We start from the raw sequence: 23,837 nt of genomic DNA on the forward strand, positions 1-23,837 counted from the left end.
GAATGCTCGCCAATCGAGTTGTCTCCGTCCCAATTCATGCTCTGGGTCGCAAAAGCGCCACAGGCCTGAGATGCAGCAAATCCTCATTGTCTATCGCCGTTCGGTGTAGCTCCCGTTCAGAAATGCATGATAGACACTCTCGATGCCTTCCATGAGAGTGATCTTTGCTGCCCATCCCAAAGTGCGCAGCTTGTCGACGCTCATCAGCTTTCGCGGTGTACCGTCAGGTCTAGAGTGATCATGCGCGATCTCCCCAGTAAATCCGACTACACGGCAGATCATTCTGGTCAGCTCTAGGATCGTGATGTCCTGTCCGCAGCCGAGATTGACGTGATCATGGTCAGAGTAGTTCTTCAGAAGGAAGACTAATGCGTCGGCGCAGTCGTCGACGTGCATGAATTCCCGGCGTGGTGTGCCCGTGCCCCAGATGGTGATTTGCTTATCACTTATGAGCTTAGCTTCATGCGCTTTCCGGATCAGCGCTGGGATGACGTGGCTTGACTGCAAGTCATAATTGTCGCCTGGCCCGTAGAGATTCGTCGGCATAGCGGAGATGTAGTCGCGGCCATATTGCTGGCGATAGGCTTGAGCCATTTTGATGCCGGTGATCTTGGCGACGGCGTAGCATTCGTTGGTGCGCTCTAGTGGCCCGGTCAAAAGCGCGCTTTCAGGAATGGGCTGTGGTGCCATCTTCGGATAGATGCAAGACGAGCCGAGGAAGAGGACGCGGTCGACATTGTTTTCGTGGGCTGCCGCGAAGATATTGGCCTCGATCATCAGATTGTCGTAAAGAAAGTCGACCGGATAGGTGGCGTTCGCGAGAATACCACCTACCTTTGCCGCCGCCATAATGATAGCGTCCGGTTTCACCACTGCCACGAAGTTTTCAACCTCGGTCTGTCGCTTGAGGTCTAGCTCTCCCCGAGGGGCGGCCACAACTTTGCAGTCTTCAGACGCGAGTCGGCGTACAACCGCGCTGCCCACCATACCTTTGTGGCCAGCGACCCACACGGTTTTTCCGTTCAGATCATACATTACGCTTCCTTCATGACTACAGATGTCTGCATGACCTTCAGGTCTTCGCGTACCATTTCCGCAGCAAGCTCGCGCACGGATGTCTCATGCACCCAGCCGAGCTTCTCCTTCGCCTTGGTAGCGTCACCCAGGAGAAGATCGACTTCCGTGGGGCGGAAGTAGCGTGGGTCCACTTGGACTAGGCATCTGCCGCTCGCTACATCATAGCCCTTTTCGCCGACACCCTTGCCACGCCATTCGATCTCGACGCCGATATCTTCGAAAGCCCACTCGACGAATTGGCGGACAGGAGTCGTTTTGCCCGTCGCCAGCACGTAATCATCCGGTTGATCCTGCTGTATCATCATCCACATACCTCGCACGTACTCACGCGCATGGCCCCAATCGCGTTGAGCATCGAGATTGCCGAGATAAAGCTTGTCCTGCTTGCCCAGGTAGATAGCAGCGGCAGCGCGGCTGATCTTGCGCGTCACAAAAGTTTCGCCACGAAGGGGGCTTTCGTGATTAAAAAGAATGCCGTTGGAAGCGTGCATACCATAGCCCTCGCGATAATTGACGACCATCCAGTAGGCGTAGAGCTTGGCGGCGGCGTAAGGGCTGCGCGGATAAAAGGGCGTCGTTTCGTTCTGCGGTACGGACTGCACGAGGCCGTATAGCTCCGAAGTCGAGGCTTGATAGAAGCGGGTCTTGTCCGTCAGACCGAGGAGGCGAATCGCCTCAAGAAGTCGCAATGTACCGATACCGTCCGCGTTTGCTGTGTACTCAGGTGTTTCGAACGACACCTGCACATGGCTCTGAGCAGCCAAGTTGTAAATTTCGTCTGGCTGAGATTCCTGAACCACGCGGATGAGGTTAGTCGAATCAGTGAGGTCACCGTAATGCAAGATCAGGCGCGGATCGGATTCGTGCGGGTCTTGGTAGAGGTCTTCGATACGACCCGTGTTGAAGGAAGAGGAACGTCGCTTAATCCCATGAACGATGTAGCCTTTTTTGAGAAGAAGACGGGCAAGATAGGCACCATCCTGTCCAGTTATGCCCGTAATAAGAGCAACTTTTCTGCTATCGCCCATTCTATTCCTGCTCTATTAAAGTTTAAAGTTTCGGCTCCGGCTCGCCACGCCGACACAATGTGCGGCCAGCCCCGTGCGCTATGGAGCACTTCGACAAATGCGGCGCGAAGCTCGTCTTTGACAGTCTGCCAGCCGAGCACACCTGCTCTTGCTTGGAGTCACAGCAAAATAGAGTTGCGCCGCTAACTGGGATTCGTACATGCGGTCAGAGTGCCGCTCAGCTCACGCCGCGAGCGACTGTACTCCAAGCACCTTGCAGCTGATTTGCTCATCTATCAGCGAGTGAGGACGCCTTTCTTTCTTGCTTCAGCGTCTTCTAATGGGAATTGTTTGGATCAGTGAAATCGATTGTTTGGATAAAGTGCATCCACAGAATGGATGGTCTGACCGAGCAGCCGGGGCGCATCGCCGGCCCGGAGTCGTAGGTCCCGAGCTTCCGTTCGGGGCGAGGACAAAGTTCGTGGCCGCGAGCCCTCACCACAGCATCCGGCACAGGTCGTGCAGAACTTTGGGAGCAGACTGCAGATTCTGTCGATCAGCTGGTTCCAGGCGCGTCGAGCTGCCGACCTCATCTCGCCCGGTACCGGTTGCTGTATGCAGCCTTGCACCCTTGGCGTCTGGCGTCGATGGAATGATTTGCTTCGGCAGGCAGTGTCGCAGCGTTTCCCGGCTGTTTCGGCTCTATTGGCCGGGCCCGCGTCAGCCGAGCCCCTTCCATGGCATCCAACACATGGATGGCCGGCATCCACTCAATAGATTTTACATATGCCGCGGAAGCCCATTAGAGAAGGCTGAACCGGAAGCGAGGGCATCGGCTTCAAGCTGTGCGAGAGGGATAAGTGGGCAGTGCTGAGGGAGCTCTTCTGCCCTACGGCCCGGCCTCTGCCAAGCGCCCGGCGTCAGGGTCTACTAGTGTCGACTAAGGATTCCAAGCCGGATGCAACCTCCTCTCCGAAACGAGATTTCCGAAAATGCATGTTAGTGGATTGGAAAAGCGCCGGTTCGTCGTCTCTCGGAGGCGTACGGGGTTCGGTGATTGTCTGTGGTCATTGGCGGCCGCTTGGCGCTACGCGCAGCGGTCGGGACGAACTCTAGTCATCGACTGGCGGGGGGCCTGCTACCTCGACCAACCCTTCACAAATGCGTTTCCGGTGTTCTTCCAGCCGATCAATGACATCGCTGGCGTGCCGGCTATTTCCGACGACCGGATCAACGACGTTTCCTTCCCTGGTCCATTCTTCCCGGAGTGGTGGAACAGGCCGGCGATCGAGTGCCTTTACCGGCCAGATGAGCAGATTTTCCAAGAGCGCGATGAGTTGGGCGAGCTCTTTCAGGCCGAACACGATGTCGAAGCGAACACAGTAGTGTGTGACGCTTGTCTGATGTGGCGGTGCGATGAGGATGCAGAGCGGCAGGTGTTCCAGAGTGTCCAGCCTCGGCCAGAAATTCAAGCCCGCATAGATGCCATTTATCAGGAATGTTTTGAGGGGCACAGCATCATCGGGATTCATGTTCGGCACGGTAACGGTGAAGACATCATGGAGCATGCGCCCTACTGGGCCGATCCGGAGCTCGCCGTTCGGCAAGTGTGCGCTGCAATTGACAAGGCTAAGGCGTTACCGCACCCCAGGCCTGTGCGGCTGTTCTTATGCACGGACAGCGCGCGGATACTGGATCTTCTGTCGGGCAGATTTCCCGATCTGCTCACTGTCCCGAAGCACTTCGGATCCAATCAAGGTGGCCCCTTACACACTGCAGCACTCGGGATTGACGGCGGAATTTCCGCCCTCGTTGAGATGTATCTTCTCGGGCGCTGCGATACCGTAATTCGGTTTCCCCCGACGAGCGCCTTTACACGATATGCACGCCTTTTCGCACCACGGGTAATTGAATTCAATCTGAAAGAGCCAAGTCGTTTGACTTTGATAGAAGGCAGCCAAGTCTCTGATCTCAGTTAAGACCCGCCACCTGCGCAATTCGGCAGACGCAACCAACAGGCATAGTTGAATGCGCATTTCTCACCGACGCCAGTGGAGGCGTCGTACATTACCGATAGCGTCGTCATCTGACGCCGCCTGCAACGCACCAGAACTTCGCTGTTACGCGGGGGCCGCAGACAAGCCAGAGCGACGGCGATGGTGACGCTGACCTCGAAAGAACGCGGGCGATCACTCCAGAGACGAAATTGAGGTTGGTTATGAAAGTCATTCCCGTGATCATCAGCGGCGGAGCCGGATCGCGGCTATGGCCCGCCTCAAGGCAATCGCACCCCAAACCTTTCCTCAAAGTGGCGGATGGATATTCTCTCATTCAGCACACTGTGCTGCGCGTCGCTTCGATAGAAGGTGTCGTGGAACTCGTCGCTGTGACATCCGGGGAACACCTCTTCCTGACCAAGGACGAATTTGACGAACTGGATTCCGTGGTCCTGCCACGCACCTTTCTGCTCGAGCCCGAAGCTCGGGATACGGCCGCCGCCGTGGCTGCAGCCGCGATCCATGCGAGGGCAACGCAAGGCCCTGACGCGATCCTGTGCGTCTTCCCGGCCGATCACCTGATTGGCAACCTGCCTGCGTTTCTAGACGTCATGGGCCTGGCCATGGAACATGCGAAGCTCGGGCGGATCGCCACATTGGGCATCACCCCAACCAGACCGGACACAGCATTCGGCTACATCGAAGCAGATGGTGAGAACGTCGTCCGTTTCGTTGAAAAACCGGATCTGGATACAGCCAAAGCCTATGTCGCGTCTCAACGCTTCTTCTGGAACGCCGGCATCTTCTGCTTCAGTGCGCAAACCATGCTCGACGAGATGGCTTTGCATTGTCCCGAGGTGCTCCAGGCCGTCGCCGACAGCTACGAGAACGGCCGCGCCAGTCAATGCCAAGGCTTTGCCAAAATCGAACTCGCGCCTGAGCATTTCGGTTCCGCGCCGCGAATCTCGCTCGACCACGCTGTCATGGAGAAGACTAACAGACTTGCCGTGATTCCCTGCGACATGGATTGGAACGACATCGGATCTTGGAACGCAATGGCCGATTTGATCGCCCCCGACGAAAGCGGGAACAGGATACGCGGCGATGTGCACATGGTCGACACGACCGGCACCTATGTGAGCTCCGACAAGCGCGTCATCGGCACGGTGGGCGTAAGCGATCTGGTGATCGTGGATTCCCCGGACGCTTTGCTTGTCACATCCCGCGACCGCGTTCAGGACGTTAAGAAGCTCTTCGAGGGCCTCAAGGCTTCGGGACATGAAGCTCATCTGGTCCATAGCACGGTACACCGGCCCTGGGGTACCTATACGGTTCTGGAGGAAGGCGAGCGCTTCAAGATCAAACGCATCGAGGTGAAGCCCGGTCGCCAGTTGAGCCTGCAGATGCACTATCATCGTTCGGAGCACTGGGTCGTGGTCAGCGGCTCCGCCAAAATCGTCAATGGCGAGCAGGAGTTGTTCCTGGGGACAAACGAATCTACTTACATCCCCTGCGGCCATAAGCATCGGCTCGAGAACCCAGGCAGAATTGACCTGGTTATCATTGAAGTGCAGAGCGGCGATTATCTCGCCGAGGATGATATCGTTCGCTTCGACGACGAATATGGTCGAACGTAGATATCAGCACAAAAATCTGCGAGCCGTCGCTCGAGGATCTCTGTCGTGGGTTCTTGGCATGACATTTGAGCCTGTCATAGTTCCGCCCCGCATTCAAATCACCCACTCCATCGTGGTCGAAAATATCGATGAGCGCTTGACAGCGCGCCGTCCGCGGTAACGAAGTCGTCCGATCTTTCTTAGGCGGACGCTCGCGATAGCCGTTGCGCTGGGCCGTGCGCAACGGGTTCTTCTTGCCATAGGCGGCGCCGGTGGCGGCCCCAACCTCCAGCTCCATCAGCCGCTCGGCGGCAAAGCCGATCATCTCGCGCAAGAGATCGGAATCCGGAGTCTTCTCCACGAGCGCGCGCAGGTTCATCATGTCGTCGGTCATCGATGGTTCCTTCGAATCAGGTTGGTGTCAGCAACCCGACCTTACCGGCGAACTGTCGATGACCACCGCAAAGCCGCTCGCTCGCTACAGCGCTATCGAGAGCGCGCTCGCGAGCGGCTTCGCTACCGCCGAGCTACACCACCTGTGGGGAGTACGTCATGCCAAGCTGATAATTGCTTGTGGGTGCAAGTCCCATCCGGCCAAAGCCGTAGCGGGCAAGCCGGGACCGAGTCTTGCGGGCGTCGCGGCAACGCGGGGTCTGAAGTGTAGACAGGAGCCATGCGGGGTGCGGGAATGAGCCTCGAAAGGTGGATGTTCGCGGAGGCCGAGTGTGTTCTGTTCCCTAGTCACGAAGGCAACATGAGCATCGTCGTTACGCGAGACGTTGCCGCTCCGTCGGGGTCGATGGCCGGATCACGCATGGAAGGTAATCATCGGAACATGAGAGGCCCGACCGGGTCCGCTGGATTGGTCTCCAGCGGGGGACAGCAGCAAGGTACTGCCAGAGCTGCCGTCCGAGCTGAGGCCGGGAGTCGGACTGGTTCATAGTACCCGTGAAGCCGTCGAAGGAAACGAGGCGAGGGGAGGGAAGGGACCAGCCTGAGGGGAGCCTGCGCGAGATGCCAAGGTCCGGACACAGAGCCGGGTTGCCTTGCCGCTGAACCTCGAGCGGGTGATGTCTACGAGGTCGACTTCCTGGGGTTCTCCTACGGCTTTCGCGGCGGCCAAGCAGGCTGCCCAAACCCGGTTCACGGCCCTGCTGCATCACGTCGACGAAGATGCCCTTTACCGGGCGTTTCGGCGACAGAAGCGACAGGCGAGTGCTGGGGTCGATGGGATGACCGTGGCTAAGTACGAAGAGGGGCTGACGGATAACATCCGTGATCTCCTCGAACGGGTCCACACCGATCGCTACCGGCCACAGCCGGTGCGGCGGGTCTACATTCCCAAAGCCGATGGCGGTAAACGGCCTCTCGGGGTGCGGCCGGGGCGGAGCCCCCACATGGCGCTTGATGCCCTGCATACAGCGATCATGAGCCAACGTGTGAACTGGGTGCTCGATGCCGACATTCGCAGCTTCTTCGACTCGGTCGACCACGAGTGGCTGCTGCGGATGGTGGCGCACAGGATCGCTGATCCTCGTATCCTACGGCTCATTGGGCTGTGGTTGCGGGCTGGCGTCCTTGAGAGCGGCGAGAAGCAAGAGACGGACAGGGGTACCCCGCAAGGGGCGGGCATCAGCCCGCTCCTCGCCAATATCTTCCTGCACTACATCCTCGATCTTTGGGCCACCAATGGCGTCGTCGCCATGCATACGGTCGCGTTGTGATCGTGCGTTGCGCTGACGACTTCGTCATGGGCTTTGAGAAGAAGCCCGATGCAGAGGAGATGCTGTTGGCCTTCAAGGCGCGGCTGGCCGGCTTTGGCCTGACACTCCACGAGGACAAGACGCGGTTGATCGAGTTTGGGCGGTTCGCGGCCCTCTCACGACAGCGGCGTGGCGAGCGGCGACCCGAGACCTTCACCTTTCTGGGCTTCACCCACTACTGCGGGCGGACCCGGGATGGCCGGTTCATCGTGAAGCACAAGACGGAAGGGAAACGCCTGACGCGCAAGCTGACGGCGCTGCGCCAGGATGCCTGGCGGCTCATGCACGCGCCAATGGCTGCGCAGCACAGGTGGTTCGCCGCCGTTCTGCGGTGGACATTACGGCTACTACGGCAGGCCGCACAACTACCCAGCGCTCAACGGATTCCATCGGCAAATGCGTCGGATATGGCTACGGTGTCTGAGACGGCGCAGCCAGAAAAGCCGGCGCATGGGCTGGTCGGAGTTCGAGACCCAGACGGCGCGCTCCCCCCTGCCAACTCAGCGCATCACTCGAACTTGGGCGCAAGCACGGATATGACGCGGGTTACCCTCGGGAAGAGGCCGGGTGCGGGAAATCCGCCCGCCCGGATCTGTGAGGGCGAAAGCCGAATGGCTGAGCTACTCGACCGCGACCCAGACCTGCGCATGTTCGATGCCGCACCCTCGTCGCTCGCTCCATATCTTCTAGATTGCCCTCAGACCCGCAAAGGCCGTGGCTGGAACTGGCTGAAAGACGAGGGATCCTAGGGTGCTACCCAGCCGTAGGGGGTGGGCAAGCTAGCGATCTAATCGCTAGGCCGAACCGCCACCAAACCAGCGGATGAACTCTACTTCCTTCCCGGTCACGTCCCGCACGGCTTTCAACAGCACTTCATTCAGGACACGCGTTGCCCGGTAGTGGTCGCAGTGTGGCGATATGAACGGCTTGATCCATGCTTAGGTGCAGCGCTTCCGCTGCCACCAGAAAGCGCTCGATTTCAGCCTGCGATAATTGCTGTAACGGTTTCGACCTAGCCATTCGGGATCTTCTACGAGAATCGCCCCACCTAGGATTATCATCCTAATTATATACGTGACAAAGTACGGGCGATTCGGGTAAGGAAAGCGCGACAGGCCGGCATTTTGATCAGCAGTGGAAATAGCGTTCCCGGTAACGGAATGTGTGTTTACCGGATGTAACCAATCTGGTTACATCTTGAGTCGGTGGAGGCGGTGGGGATCGAACCCACTAGACCCAAGGTCGGAAGCCCGGACTAGCACCAAGCCGCCCCCACTACGACTTCCCCGGATGGCTCGGGGAAGAAGGCACCCATAGCGGGGTGCGCCATCCAGCGACGCCCGGTGGGGCGGGGTGTGAGCGCTTTTGCGGGCCGACTCACCCCCTCCATCGCGCTGGAGACGTGATTCAGTGGGATTCGTTTGGTTCTGACAAGAGTCCCGACCCTAGATTCACGGGTATCGCGGGCTTTCTGGGGATAAGTGGCATGATTGGTGGAAAACCCGACAAGGATTCCGACGAAAAGCGCTTCAACGAGACCGTGCAGCGGATGCTGAAGACGCCGCCGAAGCCGCATGACAAAGTAATCAAAAGTGGACCCACCCACGGTCGCGAAGCCGATAACGTTGCAAAACCTGTACCGAAACAGCAGGGTTAGTAGTAATTCTGTTGAGTTTGGACTAGCTTCCCCGGCTGCTGATAACGGGTTTAATGGCTAGGAAAGTTTCTGTTTTTTCACTGAATATTGCTGCCAATCCGCATGATGCCGGGGCCTACAGGGGGATTTTGGCTCGCGCAGCGCGGATCATAGTTCAGGCGCGGGGTTCTGATTACGCTCGTATCACGGACCCTCGACAAAACGAAAGATACAAGCACATCCTGCAAGGCCAGATTTTAATCTGGACGGAGATTGACATAGAGGGGCCTTGGATCGACCTCGATAAGGGGGAGCAGATCGGTCCAGAGTTAAAGAAAACCATTTCAATCCCGCCGAATGCGCGCCCAAATTTCCGTGCATTCGACTTCGTTTTCGACGAAAAGACGCACCAACTTTATTTCGAAACTCGCAATGATTTAGACCAAACTGTTGGGGCTACAGTCGTACATCGCATATTCGCGGGGCTTCTGAGCGTCTCAGTGCTAGGACCGGATTTCCCAAGTGTCGAGGTGACGTTAGTCCCCGAGAAGGACGCAATTGAAAAGATCATAGCCCTCCCCCGACTAAGCAGTCTGTTTATCAGGGTTGTAAGGCCGAATCCTGATGGGGCCTCGCCGGAGGCGGTTAGCCGAATAAATGCGAAACTAGACGCGCTTCATGCACAGAAACTCGAGACAAGGATACAGAAAGCGCTTGAGGCGGAGCGCATCACCCTCGACGCCGAATATCGCGAACTAGCTGAAGTTGGTGCCGAGAACGGCGTGGTCAAGGGTGAGGGGCGATATGCCGATGGCACAAAGGTGGAACTTTCTACTCGCGATCAACCCAAGAAAATCGTGGTCGAAATGGAGAAAGGGGACAGCTTCTTTGCGCGGCTTCTTTCAACGATACCTGGCTTGGGCTGAGTTTACAGTCTTTGCTGACGACTTTGCGCACTACTGGAAGGTATATGGCGGTCGCAGAGCGCTTCTAAGATCGCCGGTATCTTTGGCGTCGGTTTTGATAGCGCTTTTGGCGCTACTGACCGGGCGGCTAGAATTCTGGTCTGTCGGTGCATTGGCCAGTTTACCGGCTCTGCTCGGCTTCTCCTTGGGCGCGATGGCGATCGTCCTCGCCTTCCCGACCACAAGCATGTTCACCGTTCTTGCGGAGGAGGGTAGAGAGGATTCCTACTACATTGATCTAGCCTCAAAATTTGTGCACTTCATTCTGTTTCAGAGCGTTGGCCTTCTATATGCTCTAGTCATCCCGGCGAACAGTCTTCGCCTTCTGGATCTGATCGGATTTTGGCTGCTCACTTACGCAGTGCTTATGGGGCTAGTCGTTGCCGTTTCACTTTTCGGCACAGCCCGGCTCTACAACCATCCAGGTGCGCAGTAGCTGTGCAGGAGGCTACTTCTTTTTTCTCAAATTTAGGAGTCGTTTTGCCTTTTGTTTAGGCGAGATTGGCTTCACCAATCCGCCGATAGGTAAGTCGCTTGCCTTCGATCATGGTAAGCAACTGGTCATGGCGCTCGGTGTCGGTGACGCCAAGAGCGGTGCGGCGATTGTAGCGGAAATCGAATTCCGACAAGTAGCGGTGCAAATGAGCTTCGCCGCAATGCTGGTAGACGCCGACCATGCCACGCTTGAACACCGAGAACACGTTCTCAATCGTGTTCGAGTGGATCGACACGCCGTCCTCATAGCGGACGTATTCGCCAGCGGAATGATTGGTCGTCTTGTGTGAGGCGTATTCCTCGCCAGTCACGGTGTAGAGCTTGGACTGATCGGTGTGGAGCGTCGATTTGCGGTCGGCATTGCGCACCAGGATATCGCGCACAACTGCCTTGGTGGCGTGCTGGACGTGAACCATGCGGGCTTTACCGCCACGCTCGACAAGACCGATAACGGTGCGCTTCGGCTTCATCTTGCGCTTCAAGCGCGGCTGGCCCTTACGCTGTGGCCAGAGGTAATCGCGGTCGACACGTCCGATGTAGGTCTCGTCGGCCTCAACGGTCTTGCCCTCGCCACCAAGCGGGCCAGCGGACTTAACGTCTTCCGCCATGGCTTCGCGAATACGGTGAGCCATGAACCAAGCGGTCTTGTAGGTGACGCCGAGCATACGGTGCAGCTGGTGAGCGCTCATGCCTTTCTTGGACGAAGCCATGAGGAAAGTTGCCAGAAGCCACTTGTTCAAGGCGATCTTGGAACGCTCGAATACGGTGCCGACTGTGACGGTGAACTGCTCACGGCATTCCATGCAGTTGTACAGGCCGGGACGATGCGCCTTGCCTTCCATCTTGGTGATACGGTCGGGATTGGCATTGCCGCAATGCGGGCAGTTCGGGCCATGCGGCCAACGCTGCGCTTCCAAATGGATGCGGGCGGCGTCGGCGTCTTGGAAAATTGGGCTGTCGAGTTTCATGGCTAGGTGCTCCCTGCCATGTTTGTAGCAGAGTCACCGTACTTTGTCACGTATATAATTAGGATTATCATCCTATATCGGAGAGACAGGATCAACACGCGAGAGTGTCGCCTAAGCCCCCCGTCTGTGCGCTGTTTGCCTTGAAAACCGGGTATCAAGGAGGAATCATTCGCAAGCCGTATTAGAAATCGCTTAGGTTGTGTTACTTTAGGTTACTCGAATCAGGGTTGCAGATAATCAGTCTGAGGAAATCACCAAAATGTCACTTAAAATCAATAGCTTAGCGATGAAATCTGGCCAGATCGGCCCAAAAGGAAATCAGCCCAATCTGCCCCTCGTTGTAGAAAAAGAGCGGGAGATTGACGGCGTTATTATGGGCGTTCTTTCAGACGGGACGCCTTACCTTAATCAGCGCGGTCTCGCGGCGCTTTGCGACGTGCAGAACGCCCACATTGGCACAATCAGCAGCCAGTGGAACGATGTCGATCAAAAACCTCGCATTCAGCGGATAAAGGCGATCCTCGAGAAGGTCGGAAAAGTCCCAGCAACCGCTCATATCGAGGTGTCGCACCGGGGCGTAACCCACTACTGCTACCCGGCAGATGTCAGCCTTGCGATCATGGAATATTACGCCATAGACGCCGGGGTGAACGTCTCGGAAAAAGCCCGCGACAACTACCGCATTCTCGCCGGATCCCGTCTTCGCGACATGATCTATAGCCAAGTCGGCTACGATCCGCGCCGGGGCAAGGATGTTTTTGCGAAATGGCATGAACGGCTGGCTCTGAACTATCAGTCCGCGCCAAAGGGGCATTTCCACGTCTTCAACGAGGCTCACACCATTATTTACGAGCTGATCGTGGCCGGGGCGGACGTTGGTGAAAAGTTCGTCGTGGACATCTCGATAGGCCAGCATTGGTCGAAGTACTGGGACGACAACAACCTGTCAGAGATACACGGCATTCGGCGCAAATACCCGCACCGCTATCCTGACGACCATCCACAGGCGAAAGCCAACCCGCATGAATCGTGGTGCTACCCTCTGGCGGCTCTGGGAGCGTACAGGGAATGGCTGCAAGACGAATATCTGGAAGGTGGTAAGTTCAAAGGCTACTTGGCTGGCAAGGTAGCCAAGGGCGATCTTCCGCCCTCGTTTGCGCAATTGGCAATTTCGGCTCTCGTTCCCGATAAGATCGCCGGACCTAGACCAAACTAGATCACTTATACACAGCGCATCAATAATTCCGCGAGCTTGCGGAGTGGTGAAGGAGATGGAACGGCATGGCTAGATGCACTGCACCAGTAAGGGGCCATCGCTCATCGGCAGCCGCAGCCGACTGTCCTGCATGCGGGAGTCGGTATAGCCGCTTCGGTGGATACGGCGGGTATGGCGGCGGCGACAGAAGCTACGGATCATACTCGTCCCCTTCCTCCTCCTCCTCCTCCTCCGGGAGCAGCGGCGGTCGAAGCAGCGGCCCGTCGGGGCGCCGCACCGCAAAGCCGCGCTGGTCGGGAGCAGGTTCGGCTGTGTGGTACACTCCTGAACAAGTGCAGGCGCTCACGCCGGTTCGAGAAAATGTGGAGAAACTGGCTGCCTCGCAGCCAGACCTTCGAGACGTGTTTCTCTGTCACGCGTGGGATGACAGGCAGGGCTCTGCCAAAGAATTGCATGATCTGCTCGAAGCGCGCGGTGTCCGCGTGTGGTTCAGCGAGAAGGACCTCGGCCTCGGGGTGCCGATGATGCGGGCGATCGACAAGGGCTTGGTGAATTCGCGCGTCGGTATCGTTTTGGTGACTCCGGCTATGTTGCGCCGCCTTCCGTCAGAAGGCATTGCAGACAAAGAGCTTTCGGCGCTCCTCCGGCGTGAGCGGCTCGTCCCGGTTGTTCACGGAACGACCTATGAAGAGCTTGAGCAGGTCAGCCTCCTGCTAGCCTCCCGAGCCGGATTGAGCACGGCCGAAGAGTCGATGGCGGAAGTCGCTGCCAAAATTGCTGAACTGGTCGCTACGGCGAGGTCATAGATCAGCTACCATAGGGGAAACCAGGCTTGCTGGTGGCGAATATCCCAGTGAGTGCCGCGATAATCCGAACAGGCAATGATATGTCCAGCGACGGAGGGCGTTGCCGGCGGCAGCGCCAGTGCCGCCGCCAGAAGCGCCGTGATCTCAGCATCGGTATAGATGTAGGGCTTTGCCCGCCGCGCCGGCGGCAGAGCGTCTTGAGGTGGCACTTCCGTCATGGGGTCGAAATGAGCGAGGTGCTGAGCGAAGCAGCGCACATCGGTCAGGCGGATGGACCAACTCGGTTGTCGGCCGATCAACGTCACCCACTTCATTGCCAGCGCCGCGGTGATGGTCTCGGCGCCGCGAGCCTCAGGTGACGAAATCCGACAACCGTCGAGCGGCGCCATGATACTTGTAACCCAATCTCTGGCGCATGCCCACATAGCGCTCGAGCGCTGTTCGAAGACGACCTGATCTCGCTGCTGGCGAAGTCAAAGCCGTTGAGATCGCGATAGGCTGGAAAGCTTGCGATCTTGAGCTGATAGGCTGTCGACCTGACCTCGCGTTCCGCCGTCTCGGCCTTGAGCAGTTGCGACAGGATCGGAATGGCGGCTTCAAACGCTGGCGCTCTCTGTTGCGAACAAGAGCTCGGTTTTTGTCAGGCTGATCTCTGTCGGTTTTGTGAGCCATCAGAGCCTACGCAGGCCGGCCATCGATGCTCCTCAGGCTTTGACGCTCACCAATGAACCAAAGGCCAATGTTGGATGAAGTGCCTTGGTCGGTTCTCGACGCATGCCGGTCATTGGTGAACTCGGGGATCGCTGTCGAAGGAACCGGCGCCGAGCGGTCCAGCTTCCGCCTGGCGAGTGATAGCGTCCCAACCTCACGGGCCAGGAAAAGGCATTGGTAATCAGCCGTGCGACCGGCGGCCTAAAACTTAGAGATCCTATGGGGCGAGTCGCACCACCTGATACGGTTCGGCTTGTTGAAGCGGAACAGGAGAAAGGACGATGCCCCAAGAGAATGAAGCAGCAATAGCGGTTGAAGATGCGTCCATTGGCGGCGACGTTTTCGTTTCAGTGGAAATGAGCCGGTCGAAATGGGTGGTTGGTCTCAATACGCGGCTGACCGACAAGATCGCGCTGCACACCATTGCCTGCGGTGACGTGGATGCCCTTTTAGTACTGATTGAAAGGGCGCGGACGAAGCTCGCCGTTGCAGCGACCAGCTCGCCGACCGTGATCGTCTGCTACGAGGCGGGTTATGAGGGCTTCTGGCTCAAGCGCCGGCTCGGCGCCCAGGGCATGCGGGTGGTGGTGATCGATCCGGCCAGCCTGCTGGTGGACCGGCGCGCGAAGCGGGCGAAGACGGATCGTATCGACGCTCATGGCATGGTGCGGTCGCTGATGGCCTCAGCTCGCGGCCGCGCTTGATCGCCACCATGTGCAAACAAGTCCCGGGTGTTGTACAGTGAGAGGGTATCCTGGAACATCTGTCGACAAGGAGCCGCCCGAGCGTTTCGTAATGGCGGCGCGGCGTGGAAGAAGGTAGTGCACGTCTCATAGAAGCCGTGTCACCTTCGAATCGCCGTGGCAGCCCTTAAAACCGAACGTTAATGGGTTTCGAACGACAGTAGATCGTCAGGAGAGGGCAGCTATTTGGGCACTGCCTCTGGCGCTGGCTGCCAATTGCCTTATCATTACGGGAAACAGCGCCGTATTGGGGACGACTCGAGCGCGGAAGGTAACGGATAATGGCGCGAACCGGCATCGCACGGAAGGATGACGATCTTAGCTTTTCCAGCGATCGTGCCTCGCTGCCGCTTCAGGCGCTTGTTGCCGAGGCCCGGGCCCAACAGCAGAACGGAATCGCTGAGCGAATAGTCGACGCAATCGACGCAAACCGTAGGAAGAGGTCTAATGCGTCGAGAGTGCGTGGATACGCCATCCCACCAGAGCTGAGCGATGTACTTGTCGAGCTCAGGCCGAACCGTAGGCTCAAGGATCTCGTCCTGCCTCCGGAGACGTCGGCAGAAATCCAGGAATTTATTGACGAGTACGGAGACATGGGACTGTTGAGATCCCACGGTCTCGAGCCTCGGCACAAGGTCCTGTTGGTCGGGCCGCCGGGAACAGGCAAGACCAGTCTGGCCGAAATCCTCTCACACGAGCTGCGGCTGCCGTTCTACGTCGTTCGGTATGACGGACTTATTGCGAGCTATCTTGGCGAGACCGCCTCTCGCCTTCGTAAGCTAACCGATTTTGTCGCCGGGCAGTCCTGCGTGGTGTTCTTCGATGAGTTCGACACGGTTGGCAAGGAACGTGGCGACACCCAGGAGACCGGAGAGATCAAGCGCGTGGTAAGTTCGCTGCTACTGCAGATGGACTCAATACCGGCCAACTGCGTCATTGTCTGCGCTACCAACCACCCAGAACTCCTTGATCGGGCCGTATGGCGGCGCTTCGAGCTTCGAGTGGACGTGCCACTTCCACGTCCACAGGAAATATCCCAGTGGTTCCATCGACTCCAAAAAGATTACGGCAACTCTATTGCTTTTATTGAGGAAAGGTTCATACGCACATTGAACGGCCTGAATTTCTCGGATATCGAAGCGTTCACTTTGGACGTGAGAAGGAAGGTCGTTTTGTCTCGCGGAAAACTTGCCGCCGACCAAGCGTTGCTTGAAGGTCTGGCCAAGCTCCGGCGGAAACGGTCGATTCAGGGGGAGACTGAAGATAGCAGACCGTCCGATCATACGGATTCGCCGAAGCGAAAACGTGCTCAAGCGCTTAAAGGGGAGCCGAAAGGCTCGCTTCCCAAGGGCTCGCTCCTCTGAGGAACAATCCAAGAGGCTGGCTCCGGGCATCGCCCTCCTAAAGGAATCACTAGAAGCTGGGGCAACCACGAATGCAGCGTTCGCTTCTCCCGAACGGGCCTTGGTGTTCGAAACCATCGGTCCGGTTGAACGGTTCGTTGCCGCCGCCGAGCAGCTTGGATTTGAGTGGCTGACCGAGGACTACGTCGGCTCCGACCCCGACCCTGTCACCGATGACGATGCGGACCAGGACGACGCGGGAGATGCCGACTCCGCTATGTCTCGCCTCTACCTCACCATGCCGACCGAGAACGGCATGCGCCAGCTGCTTGCCATGTGGCGGCGGTTCGAGTCGAAGCTATCGCCTCGCGAAGACGAAAAGGATTGGTGGAAAATATTCGGCTACCTTTCCAAGATCCGGTTGTGGAATGCTTCTGACAGGATTGAACCGGCCACCCAGTTGTTCATCCACCGCCGTCTCGCGAAGGATCCGCAGGCGCCGGTACGCCTTGAACTCGATCTGTGGTTCCACGAGAACGAGGAACTCCGCAAGAATGCGAAGCAGGCGCTCGACGGCATCCTTTCTGCGGTCGATGGCAGAATTGTCGATTTCGTGACGATCGAGCCCATCCGGTACCAAGTGGCACTGATCGAGGTCCCGGCCCAACAGGCTAGCGCGATCAGCTCCCGCACTGGGCGCTTGGCCAATGCCGACCCGATCATGTCGATCCGTCCCCAGTCCCTATACGCCACCAGGCCTCTTTCAGAGCCGGACTCTGCGGTGACTAGCCTGCGTGAGGGCGCAAATGACGGACTGCGTCCCGCGGTGGCCGCGATCTTGGATGGATATCCAATGCAGAACCACGGGCTTCTGGATGGGCGGGTGGATGTCATCGAGGTTGATGTGCCGAGCGCCTCGGTTCCCGTCGCTCGGCGATATCATGGTACTGCGATTGCTTCCCTGATCATCCACGGTGATCTAGCAAATGGAGAGGCGCCACTGACGAGAAGCCTCAAGGCGGTTCCTGTCCTGGCCGCACCACAGCATCTCAATGACGAGCGTACCGACCAGGACCTTCTTCCTATCGGCATCATCTATCGGGCGGTCTTCGCCCTGAAGGAAGGGCACGAGCACGCTGGGCCGGCGGGGCCAGACGTCCTGATCATCAATCACTCGATCTGCGACGCAGAAGGGCCTTTCGTCCGTCGGCCAACTCCCTGGGCGCGGCTGCTTGACTGGCTATCGCACAAATACGGCATCCTGTTCGTGGTCAGCGCCGGAAATATAACAGCACGGTTTCCCTCCGGATATCCAGACCAGGCATCGTTCAACGCGGCTTCTCCGTTGGAACGACAGATCGCGCTAATTCGTGCGGTCGAGGCAAGCAAGGGCATTCGCGGTCTGCTCAGCCCTGCCGAGGCCATGAATGTCCTAAGCGTGGGTGCCGTGCATGCGGACGGGGCGGGCGCCTGCCCTTCAGACACTATTGACCCATTCGCGCCGATTGGCGTTCCAAATCTCGGATCGGCAATCGGCCCTGGGATCAACCGTTCACTCAAGCCGGAGATTGTGGACATTGGAGGTCGGCAGGTCGCAAGGGCAGCCGATCACGCCGATGGGCACCTTGTCTGGCCGGACGAGATTGGACACATTGGCCTGGAGACAGCGGCACCCGACCCTTCGGCCGGATCTGTTACGCGTACCCGTCGCTCGACCGGAACGAGCAACGCAGCAGCTCTCGTAACGCGTTCAGGTATCCAGATTATCGACGCTCTTGAAGAGGTGCTGGCCGAAGATGGCGTCAGCCTGCGGGATTTCAAACGGGCGGCTCTCGCCACAAAAGCATTGCTGGTGCATGGCTCCCAGTGGGGCGGTGCCGGTACCTTGCTTGACGCCTCCTATCCACCGCCGGGCACGAAACAATGGCGGCGGCGCAGGGCAACGGTCACGAAATTCCTAGGATACGGCAAGCCGGCGGTCGAGCGGGTGATATCAGGTGCGGTCAACCGTGTCACCCTGCTTGCCGATGATGAGATCAGCCACGAGCAGCTTCACGAGTACCGTATTCCAATCCCAACCAGCATGATCCGCTCAAGGGAGATCCGTAGGATCACGATGACGCTCGCATGGCTGCCCCCGATCCATCCAACGTCCATCGCCTATCGGGGTGTGATGCTGGACGTCGTCGACCAGGACGGAAAGCGTAAGTTCTGGCGAGGTGTGAAGACGATCATGCAGCCCCATCCAGATGATATAAGGCGCGGAACCGTGGTGCACTTCATCCTTGAGGGAAGCAACAGCACTGCCTTCATGGATTCCAGCGGACTGTTCATAGGAGTCCAGGCGCGCGCTACCCACCGGAATTTCCAGCAGGCTGCGGTTCCCTATGCGCTCGCGATGACGTTGGAAGTCGGCGCCACCGTGCTGGAGGACATCTACGCCTCCGTTCGCGAAGCCATCCGGCCAAGGCCGCGCGTTCGTGTTTGAAAGGGGACCGAATGGAATTCAACAAATCAGATTGCATCGGAGAGAGGCATCCTTTGGAGATCGCCGCCTATCTGGAGGAGATCGGTGATGATGAAGCGGCTTCCCGCTTCCATCAGCTGGGGGCTCGAAGTCAGGCGATCAGCGTTCCCTTCTTCACCAACGACCAATGGGCCAATACTGGCGCCGCGATCGGATTCATTCCTGAGAATGGGTCTTCGGCAGGAGATAGACTGGACATCGTTCACGCAACGTCGATGACGCCCGATGAAAAGCTCCAAGGCGCAAGTTTGAAAATCACCCTAGATCGATTCTACGTTCACAACTATCCGGGCTTCGGACGCCATGAGATCCTGTGCGAATTTACGGGGAAGAACCAGGCTGGGAGCAAGTCGGAGGAGATGCGCTTTGCGTTGAAGACCATCGCCACTGACGGCAGCGCAGCCCCGTTGCTAAGCTTGCCCATCTTCGTCGGAGTGAACGTTGGCAACGACGGCCTGAGCTTCGAAGGGCGCACCATCAACGTTCGCAGCGGCGGAACCGACATGTTGGTGGAAGCGCTGGATAACTCTGCTTTCAAGGAAGGGCTATCGCTTCTTACCACCGCGCAGCCCGTGCTCGTGCCCTTCGTTCAGCTCGCTAAGGGCGTTGTTCGTGCGATCGAGAAGCAAGGCAACAACCGGCCTGTCTTTTCATTCGGTCTGGGCTTGGATTTCTCGAAAACGGCCACTTCCGCCAAATTGCGTTTAGGCTCATATGTCGTTGTGCAGACAAATGAGGTCGGCTGGAATTGGAGCGATTTCGTCTTTAGCAGGCAGAGCGGGACTGTCGCTCCCAAGCTCAGCGGCGCTCCCCCGATCGCTCTCAATTACATGATCTTTGGGGTCACTCGAGCCGCTCAAGGAGCGCCTTGAGCGTCGAGGGGACACATGGTTCAATGCAGCAAAGTCACAGAATTGTGTGAGAAGCTGTGCTCGATCATGTCCTATGATGACTTTATTGACGGACTTGGCAAGACGGGTTTGGGCGTCCGAGAATTCCCATCTCTCCTCGGCACGAAACCCAATTCCATTCACAAGAGTCGCAAACTTGACGAGGTGCTGGACGATCTGGGGGTCATCGCCACGTTGCCGGCTGATCTGCCTAGGCTCGATATTTACGTCAGCCCGGTTTTCGCACGAATAGACCTATTGGCTAAGAAGGCAGGCGGCGCGGCAGCCTCTGGAAGTTCGGTGGCGACAAACAGAACTGCCGTAGTCAGCTGCATAGGAATTGCACCCGATCTTACACGCACACGGACGCAGCCCGGTGCTCCTTGGCAGCGCGCGAGCCTTACCAAAAAGCCATATGGCGCTGAGGCTGCTGTTTATCACAGGCTTGTTCAGCTTAAGGTCGGTCGATCACTGCGTGATAGCCATGACGTAGGCGCCGCAAGGATTCGTCGAATCGTTGTCCATCGGGACCCAGTGGCGTTAACGGTTGGTCTGGTCCTTTGTCGGCTCGCTCTTGCTAAGCCATTCCACAGTATGAAAGCCGCGGATCCAGCCAAAGGATTGCCTTGATGCAGGGCGAACTGTTCGAGGCTCCGGCCATGCTTCTCCGAGAAGCTGTGCTGGGTCGCAATGGTGTCGTTCCACTCATTGTCATTGGGTGCGGCCGAAAGAAGCGCCAAGAAGCCGCCCCCGCAGATCAGCTCTATACTTCGGACCGATTCAAAAGTTGCATCAATCTTGTTCGATCGCTCGGGGCGCCCTACGCAATTTTGTCGGGCAAACATGGGATCGTCGGGGGCGAGATGGTTATCGCGCCGTATGATCTCAATCTCCCCGATCTGCCTGAAGCCAATCAACGCGATTGGGCTGAGCAGGTGCTTGATGCGCTTGCTGCTCGTGCTGAAAGCAGGCAGGTGACGCTGCTTGCTGCTAACGAATACAGTATGCCGTTGCTGGAGCTGAACAGAGCTAGGGCCTCTCCGTTGGATATCGTCGCGCCTTGGTTGGGGCTTGGATACTCTGACCACGCCATTTGGCTAACGGAAGCAAAACGAATGGCCGCAAGGATACAGGACCTGGATCGGCTCTATAATTGGATTGCTGAAGAGCGTATAGCGGACCGTGTGTTCTCGTTCAGGGAACTTTCGTCGAGATCCGTACCAAAACGCGGAGTCTATATCTTCTTGGACGGCGCGGAACGGAACTTCCGGGGCGCTGGTTACCGAGTGGTGCGGATCGGTACCCACGCAGTTAGCGCTGGCTCGAAGGCCTCTCTGCGGGGTCGATTGCGCAATCACCTAGGACCTTCCAGTCAGATCGGCAACCATCGTGGCTCCATCTTCCGTCTGCACATTGGTAGAGCGATGCTGGAGGCCGGCCTCGGCCATGGCAGCCTTCCGACTTGGGGTGAGGGTCAGGACGCGCGCCCCGAGGTGAAGAGTTTGGAGATGGAGCATGAGCTTGCGGTCTCTCGGTATCTTCAGGGTTTAGAGGTGGTTCTGCTCGAAGTTGATGACGAACCTAGCAAGGAAAGTTTGCGAGCTAAGGTTGAGATGCAGCTGATTGCATTGTTGAGCGAATCGATGCGGACAATTGATTATCCCAGTCCTGACTGGCTCGGCCTCAAATCTCCTGTAGCGCAAATCCGCCAATCTGGACTATGGAACATCCGTGGGGTCGGGGGGAAATATGATCCAGCCGCAGCGGGCTCAATCGCCTCGATATTCGAGGTCTGAATGATGGTTAGTAATCTTCATGCCGCCATCGCGCGACAACCGCGTCTCCCTCGATTTTTGTGCCACCTCTACCAGAGGCTGAGACTGCAACGGCTGAACCTGGTGACCGGAGCCGGGATTTCAATCGACGCCAAGGTGCCTGGATGGCAGGACCTATTGAAAAGGCTTGCGGAGATTCAGGGCGGCCTCCCTGATGATTTAGCAGCACACGTTGCGGCGGGGCTCCAACCTGAATATCTCGGACAGATCATCTATCATCGCTTTAGAGGGGCATGTCCTGTCACGGAGCCGGCAGAGCTTAGGTCCGCTACGGTTGAATATGAATGGGGCGACGCTATTCACAAGGCGATCTATGAGAAAGTCCCGCAAACAATCGCCGAGGTTATACAAACGCATCCCTATCTCGCACAGCTGCGTGATCTTTCTCGCAAAGTATCACTCGTAATAAATTTCAACTTCGACGACCTCCTGGCTGATGCGATAGGGGAGCAAGTAAAGCAAAGCGCCTTTGGCAGCGAGTCCGGTAACGCCCTAAGCGTCACTTGGCAACCACCTCTTACGGATCGAGGGAATCTGACGACAGTTTATCACGTCAACGGAATATTGCCCCGTGCCAGCCTTAAGAAGCGCAGCCCCCAACTGATATTCACGGAAGATTCTTTCGCGGATGCTCGTGCACGTTCCCCGGGTGTCAGTTCTGAGTATCTGTTTCTTCGCTTTGTTCAAAACACAATGCTGTTGATTGGTCATTCGCTTGCCGACAGCTCTCTCAAAAACTACCTACGTCTCAACCGTGATAAGAGCCCAGCTAATCATCACTATATGATATATTGGATCAAGGAAGAAGGGGCCCTATCAGAGGCGAGAAGGCAGGACATATTCGAGGCCAATCTCGAACTCTATAACTTGGTAACGATATTTCTAACGTCTGCTGAGATCGGAGATTTTCTCGAGATCCTTAATCTTGATGAAAGAGGATTCAGTGAAACCGTAGAAACGCTTGGAGAGGATCGGCGCTCTCGGTATCACTATTATATAGTGGGGCCTGTCGCCTCTGGGAAGTCGACATTGCTTGAGCACTTGCGATGCTTTCACACACACGAAGAATGGACACGGCCACCTCCTCGTGAGATGTATATGGCGTCGAGTAAAATCGGTGAAGAGCAGCAGGCAATTATCGATCAATTCATATATTCGGAACTGAAGGAGAAGAATCGTCGTATGCATGCGGCGACGGCGGGGCTTCATTTTATGGATCGTGCCCCTTTGGATCTTTATGCCTTCTCTAAAAGCGATGACGAGAATAAGATAAAGTCTCATGCATTGCGCGATCTAGTAACTCGCGATCAGCCTCTTCAGAAAGGAGAGATCATATTTATTGAGGCTGACTCCAAGACGCTAGTGAAGCGAAATATGGCGCGAGGTCGCCCTCCGGAGGAGGCGGGCAAGCAACCCTATTTTGATGCACAGACTATGACCCTCAAAACGATCTACAATCCGTCGTTTGTCCTCTCAACTGATGAGAACAGTCCGGGTGACATTGCTCGCAAAGTGGCTCGGCACGTTCTATTTGAGGAATATGAACCGACCGAGCTCAACACGATTATTGCGCGCTATGAATGATGCTCGAATGTCCATGCGTATCTATCTGGCAGCCCCGCTATTCAACGACATTGAGCGCAGCTTCAATGAGCGGCTGACAAGCCTTCTTGAGCCTATGGCGCACGTTTTTCTTCCCCAACGCGACGGAAAGCTCATGCGCGATCTAGTGGATGGAGGGATGCCAGTGGATGCTGCGAGGCAATTGGTGTTTGAGGCGGACATCAATGCCATTAGAAGGTGCGATTGTATCGTTGCTGTACTGGATGGTCGCACGATTGATGAAGGGGTGGCATTTGAAATTGGCTACGGTCGTGCGCTCAACAAGTTGTGCCTTGGTCTCAAGACCGATGATCGAACATTGCTACCCTCTGGCGACAATCCTATGATTGTTGCAGGATGTAAGAAGATATTTGCTAACACCATCGAACTCGTTGCCTGGTTACGCGGAGGAGTTCTCTCCGCACGCGACGCAGGTTGAAGGGGCGACACGCTACCCGGTCATGATCGCGGGGTGTTCGTCGACCCGCAAAGAGACTCACTACGTTGCTTCATTGCTTCAGCAATTCCTTCAAGTTGGTCGACCGTGAACTATCCGCAAGCCGTTGATGTGGCATGTTGATTGAGGCAGAGAGCGGCTTTGGAATTGCAAGAGTAGCGGTTTATGGGGGCTGTTTTCCTG

Annotated in this window: 20 protein-coding genes and 3 pseudogenes; 16 read left to right on the forward strand and 7 right to left on the reverse strand. The window is 57.1% G+C overall.

The window, feature by feature from the left end; all coding sequences use genetic code 11:
- Positions 1-90: 90 nt before the first annotated feature.
- Positions 91-1,035 (reverse strand): GDP-L-fucose synthase, encoded by a 945-nt coding sequence (gene fcl, locus NKI49_RS22080; protein WP_023772716.1) that lies wholly within the window; start codon positions 1,033-1,035, stop codon positions 91-93.
- Positions 1,035-2,105 (reverse strand): GDP-mannose 4,6-dehydratase, encoded by a 1,071-nt coding sequence (gene gmd / locus NKI49_RS22085; protein WP_023692482.1) that lies wholly within the window; start codon positions 2,103-2,105, stop codon positions 1,035-1,037. The genes fcl and gmd overlap by 1 nt, the downstream gene beginning before the upstream one ends.
- A gap of 971 nt (positions 2,106-3,076) precedes the next feature.
- Between gmd and NKI49_RS22090 the strand changes: the two genes are divergently transcribed.
- Both NKI49_RS22090 and NKI49_RS22095 read left to right on the forward strand, forming a co-directional pair.
- Positions 3,077-4,063, forward strand: coding sequence for a nodulation protein NodZ (locus NKI49_RS22090; RefSeq protein ID WP_352604067.1), 987 nt, complete (start codon positions 3,077-3,079; stop codon positions 4,061-4,063).
- A 239-nt stretch (positions 4,064-4,302) separates the two neighbouring features.
- Entirely contained in the window at positions 4,303-5,718 is a 1,416-nt protein-coding gene (locus NKI49_RS22095) for a mannose-1-phosphate guanylyltransferase/mannose-6-phosphate isomerase (RefSeq protein ID WP_352604065.1), read from the forward strand.
- 187 nt (positions 5,719-5,905) lie between these two features.
- On the opposite strand, the pseudogene NKI49_RS22100 reads toward NKI49_RS22095, so the two are convergent.
- Positions 5,906-6,091, reverse strand: a pseudogene (locus NKI49_RS22100) (transposase); the annotation flags it as partial.
- A gap of 652 nt (positions 6,092-6,743) precedes the next feature.
- On the opposite strand from NKI49_RS22100, the gene NKI49_RS22105 reads away from it, so the two are divergent.
- Positions 6,744-7,421, forward strand: a complete 678-nt coding sequence (locus tag NKI49_RS22105) for a reverse transcriptase domain-containing protein (RefSeq protein WP_352604063.1) — start codon at positions 6,744-6,746, stop codon at positions 7,419-7,421.
- Between the two features lie 26 nt (positions 7,422-7,447).
- Positions 7,448-8,209, forward strand: coding sequence for an RNA-dependent RNA polymerase family protein (locus NKI49_RS22110; RefSeq protein WP_352565666.1), 762 nt, complete (start codon positions 7,448-7,450; stop codon positions 8,207-8,209).
- Between the two features lie 45 nt (positions 8,210-8,254).
- Here the strand turns inward: NKI49_RS22110 and NKI49_RS22115 are convergent.
- Positions 8,255-8,480: pseudogene (locus NKI49_RS22115) on the reverse strand (hypothetical protein).
- 466 nt (positions 8,481-8,946) lie between these two features.
- Here NKI49_RS22115 and NKI49_RS22120 point away from each other — a divergent pair.
- From NKI49_RS22120 to NKI49_RS22130, 3 genes are all read left to right on the forward strand, one after another.
- Positions 8,947-9,117, forward strand: coding sequence for a hypothetical protein (locus tag NKI49_RS22120; RefSeq protein ID WP_352604061.1), 171 nt, complete (start codon positions 8,947-8,949; stop codon positions 9,115-9,117).
- A 53-nt stretch (positions 9,118-9,170) separates the two neighbouring features.
- Entirely contained in the window at positions 9,171-10,022 is an 852-nt protein-coding gene (locus NKI49_RS22125; protein WP_352604059.1) for a DUF4747 family protein, read from the forward strand.
- Positions 10,023-10,128: 106 nt separating this feature from the next.
- The gene (locus NKI49_RS22130) at positions 10,129-10,497 is read left to right on the forward strand and encodes a hypothetical protein (RefSeq protein ID WP_352604057.1); all 369 of its coding nucleotides are present in this window, start codon (positions 10,129-10,131) and stop codon (positions 10,495-10,497) included.
- Positions 10,498-10,552: 55 nt separating this feature from the next.
- Here NKI49_RS22130 and NKI49_RS22135 read toward each other — a convergent pair whose 3' ends face one another.
- On the reverse strand, positions 10,553-11,524 hold the full coding sequence (locus NKI49_RS22135) for an IS1595 family transposase (protein WP_352604055.1): 972 nt from the start codon (positions 11,522-11,524) through the stop codon (positions 10,553-10,555).
- A 259-nt stretch (positions 11,525-11,783) separates the two neighbouring features.
- Between NKI49_RS22135 and NKI49_RS22140 the strand changes: the two genes are divergently transcribed.
- Positions 11,784-12,740: a BstA C-terminal domain-containing protein gene (locus tag NKI49_RS22140; protein WP_352565664.1), complete on the forward strand. Its 957-nt coding sequence runs from the start codon at positions 11,784-11,786 to the stop codon at positions 12,738-12,740.
- Positions 12,741-13,051: 311 nt separating this feature from the next.
- Complete coding sequence (locus tag NKI49_RS22145; protein WP_435053056.1) at positions 13,052-13,546, forward strand: toll/interleukin-1 receptor domain-containing protein; 495 nt, start codon at positions 13,052-13,054, stop codon at positions 13,544-13,546.
- A gap of 5 nt (positions 13,547-13,551) precedes the next feature.
- On the opposite strand, the gene NKI49_RS22150 is transcribed toward NKI49_RS22145, so the two are convergent.
- Positions 13,552-13,935, reverse strand: coding sequence for a hypothetical protein (locus NKI49_RS22150; protein WP_023783747.1), 384 nt, complete (start codon positions 13,933-13,935; stop codon positions 13,552-13,554).
- 68 nt (positions 13,936-14,003) lie between these two features.
- Positions 14,004-14,138 (reverse strand): annotated as a pseudogene (locus NKI49_RS22155) (ATP-binding protein); the annotation flags it as partial.
- 400 nt (positions 14,139-14,538) lie between these two features.
- Here NKI49_RS22155 and NKI49_RS22160 point away from each other — a divergent pair.
- The 7 genes from NKI49_RS22160 (at position 14,539) to NKI49_RS22190 (ending at position 23,636) form a co-directional block, all read left to right on the forward strand.
- The gene (locus NKI49_RS22160; protein WP_023783746.1) at positions 14,539-14,961 is read left to right on the forward strand and encodes a hypothetical protein; all 423 of its coding nucleotides are present in this window, start codon (positions 14,539-14,541) and stop codon (positions 14,959-14,961) included.
- A gap of 320 nt (positions 14,962-15,281) precedes the next feature.
- Positions 15,282-16,364 (forward strand): AAA family ATPase, encoded by a 1,083-nt coding sequence (locus NKI49_RS22165; protein ID WP_023783745.1) that lies wholly within the window; start codon positions 15,282-15,284, stop codon positions 16,362-16,364.
- A gap of 103 nt (positions 16,365-16,467) precedes the next feature.
- Entirely contained in the window at positions 16,468-18,831 is a 2,364-nt protein-coding gene (locus NKI49_RS22170; protein ID WP_245276138.1) for a S8 family peptidase, read from the forward strand.
- Between the two features lie 11 nt (positions 18,832-18,842).
- Positions 18,843-19,742 (forward strand): hypothetical protein, encoded by a 900-nt coding sequence (locus NKI49_RS22175; RefSeq protein WP_023783743.1) that lies wholly within the window; start codon positions 18,843-18,845, stop codon positions 19,740-19,742.
- A gap of 647 nt (positions 19,743-20,389) precedes the next feature.
- Entirely contained in the window at positions 20,390-21,556 is a 1,167-nt protein-coding gene (locus NKI49_RS22180; RefSeq protein WP_051410229.1) for a GIY-YIG domain-containing protein, read from the forward strand.
- Positions 21,557-23,179 carry an SIR2 family protein gene (locus NKI49_RS22185; RefSeq protein WP_023724114.1) on the forward strand — a complete coding sequence of 541 codons (1,623 nt, stop codon included), beginning with the start codon at positions 21,557-21,559 and terminating at the stop codon, positions 23,177-23,179.
- A gap of 7 nt (positions 23,180-23,186) precedes the next feature.
- A complete protein-coding gene (locus NKI49_RS22190; protein ID WP_352604049.1) occupies positions 23,187-23,636 on the forward strand; it encodes a nucleoside 2-deoxyribosyltransferase in 450 nt (149 codons plus the stop codon).
- Positions 23,637-23,837: the final 201 nt, after the last annotated feature.

This window comes from Mesorhizobium sp. M0587, assembly GCF_040320945.1.
GTDB lineage: Bacteria > Pseudomonadota > Alphaproteobacteria > Rhizobiales > Rhizobiaceae > Mesorhizobium.

Excerpts from the sequence above, each read along its gene's own strand:
- NKI49_RS22160 (WP_023783746.1), top strand. The coding sequence starts at position 14,539 with ATGCCCCAAGAGAATGAAGCAGCAATAGCGGTTGAAGATGCGTCCATT.
- NKI49_RS22190 (WP_352604049.1), top strand. The coding sequence starts at position 23,187 with ATGTCCATGCGTATCTATCTGGCAGCCCCGCTATTCAACGACATTGAG.
- NKI49_RS22165 (WP_023783745.1), top strand. The coding sequence starts at position 15,282 with ATGGCGCGAACCGGCATCGCACGGAAGGATGACGATCTTAGCTTTTCC.
- NKI49_RS22185 (WP_023724114.1), top strand. The coding sequence starts at position 21,557 with ATGATGGTTAGTAATCTTCATGCCGCCATCGCGCGACAACCGCGTCTC.
- NKI49_RS22140 (WP_352565664.1), top strand. The coding sequence starts at position 11,784 with ATGTCACTTAAAATCAATAGCTTAGCGATGAAATCTGGCCAGATCGGC.
- gmd (WP_023692482.1), bottom strand. The coding sequence starts at position 2,105 with ATGGGCGATAGCAGAAAAGTTGCTCTTATTACGGGCATAACTGGACAG.
- NKI49_RS22180 (WP_051410229.1), top strand. The coding sequence starts at position 20,390 with ATGCAGGGCGAACTGTTCGAGGCTCCGGCCATGCTTCTCCGAGAAGCT.
- NKI49_RS22125 (WP_352604059.1), top strand. The coding sequence starts at position 9,171 with ATGGCTAGGAAAGTTTCTGTTTTTTCACTGAATATTGCTGCCAATCCG.
- NKI49_RS22135 (WP_352604055.1), bottom strand. The coding sequence starts at position 11,524 with ATGAAACTCGACAGCCCAATTTTCCAAGACGCCGACGCCGCCCGCATC.
- NKI49_RS22110 (WP_352565666.1), top strand. The coding sequence starts at position 7,448 with ATGGGCTTTGAGAAGAAGCCCGATGCAGAGGAGATGCTGTTGGCCTTC.
- NKI49_RS22095 (WP_352604065.1), top strand. The coding sequence starts at position 4,303 with ATGAAAGTCATTCCCGTGATCATCAGCGGCGGAGCCGGATCGCGGCTA.
- NKI49_RS22120 (WP_352604061.1), top strand. The coding sequence starts at position 8,947 with ATGATTGGTGGAAAACCCGACAAGGATTCCGACGAAAAGCGCTTCAAC.
- fcl (WP_023772716.1), bottom strand. The coding sequence starts at position 1,035 with ATGTATGATCTGAACGGAAAAACCGTGTGGGTCGCTGGCCACAAAGGT.
- NKI49_RS22090 (WP_352604067.1), top strand. The coding sequence starts at position 3,077 with ATGCATGTTAGTGGATTGGAAAAGCGCCGGTTCGTCGTCTCTCGGAGG.
- NKI49_RS22175 (WP_023783743.1), top strand. The coding sequence starts at position 18,843 with ATGGAATTCAACAAATCAGATTGCATCGGAGAGAGGCATCCTTTGGAG.
- NKI49_RS22150 (WP_023783747.1), bottom strand. The coding sequence starts at position 13,935 with ATGGCGCCGCTCGACGGTTGTCGGATTTCGTCACCTGAGGCTCGCGGC.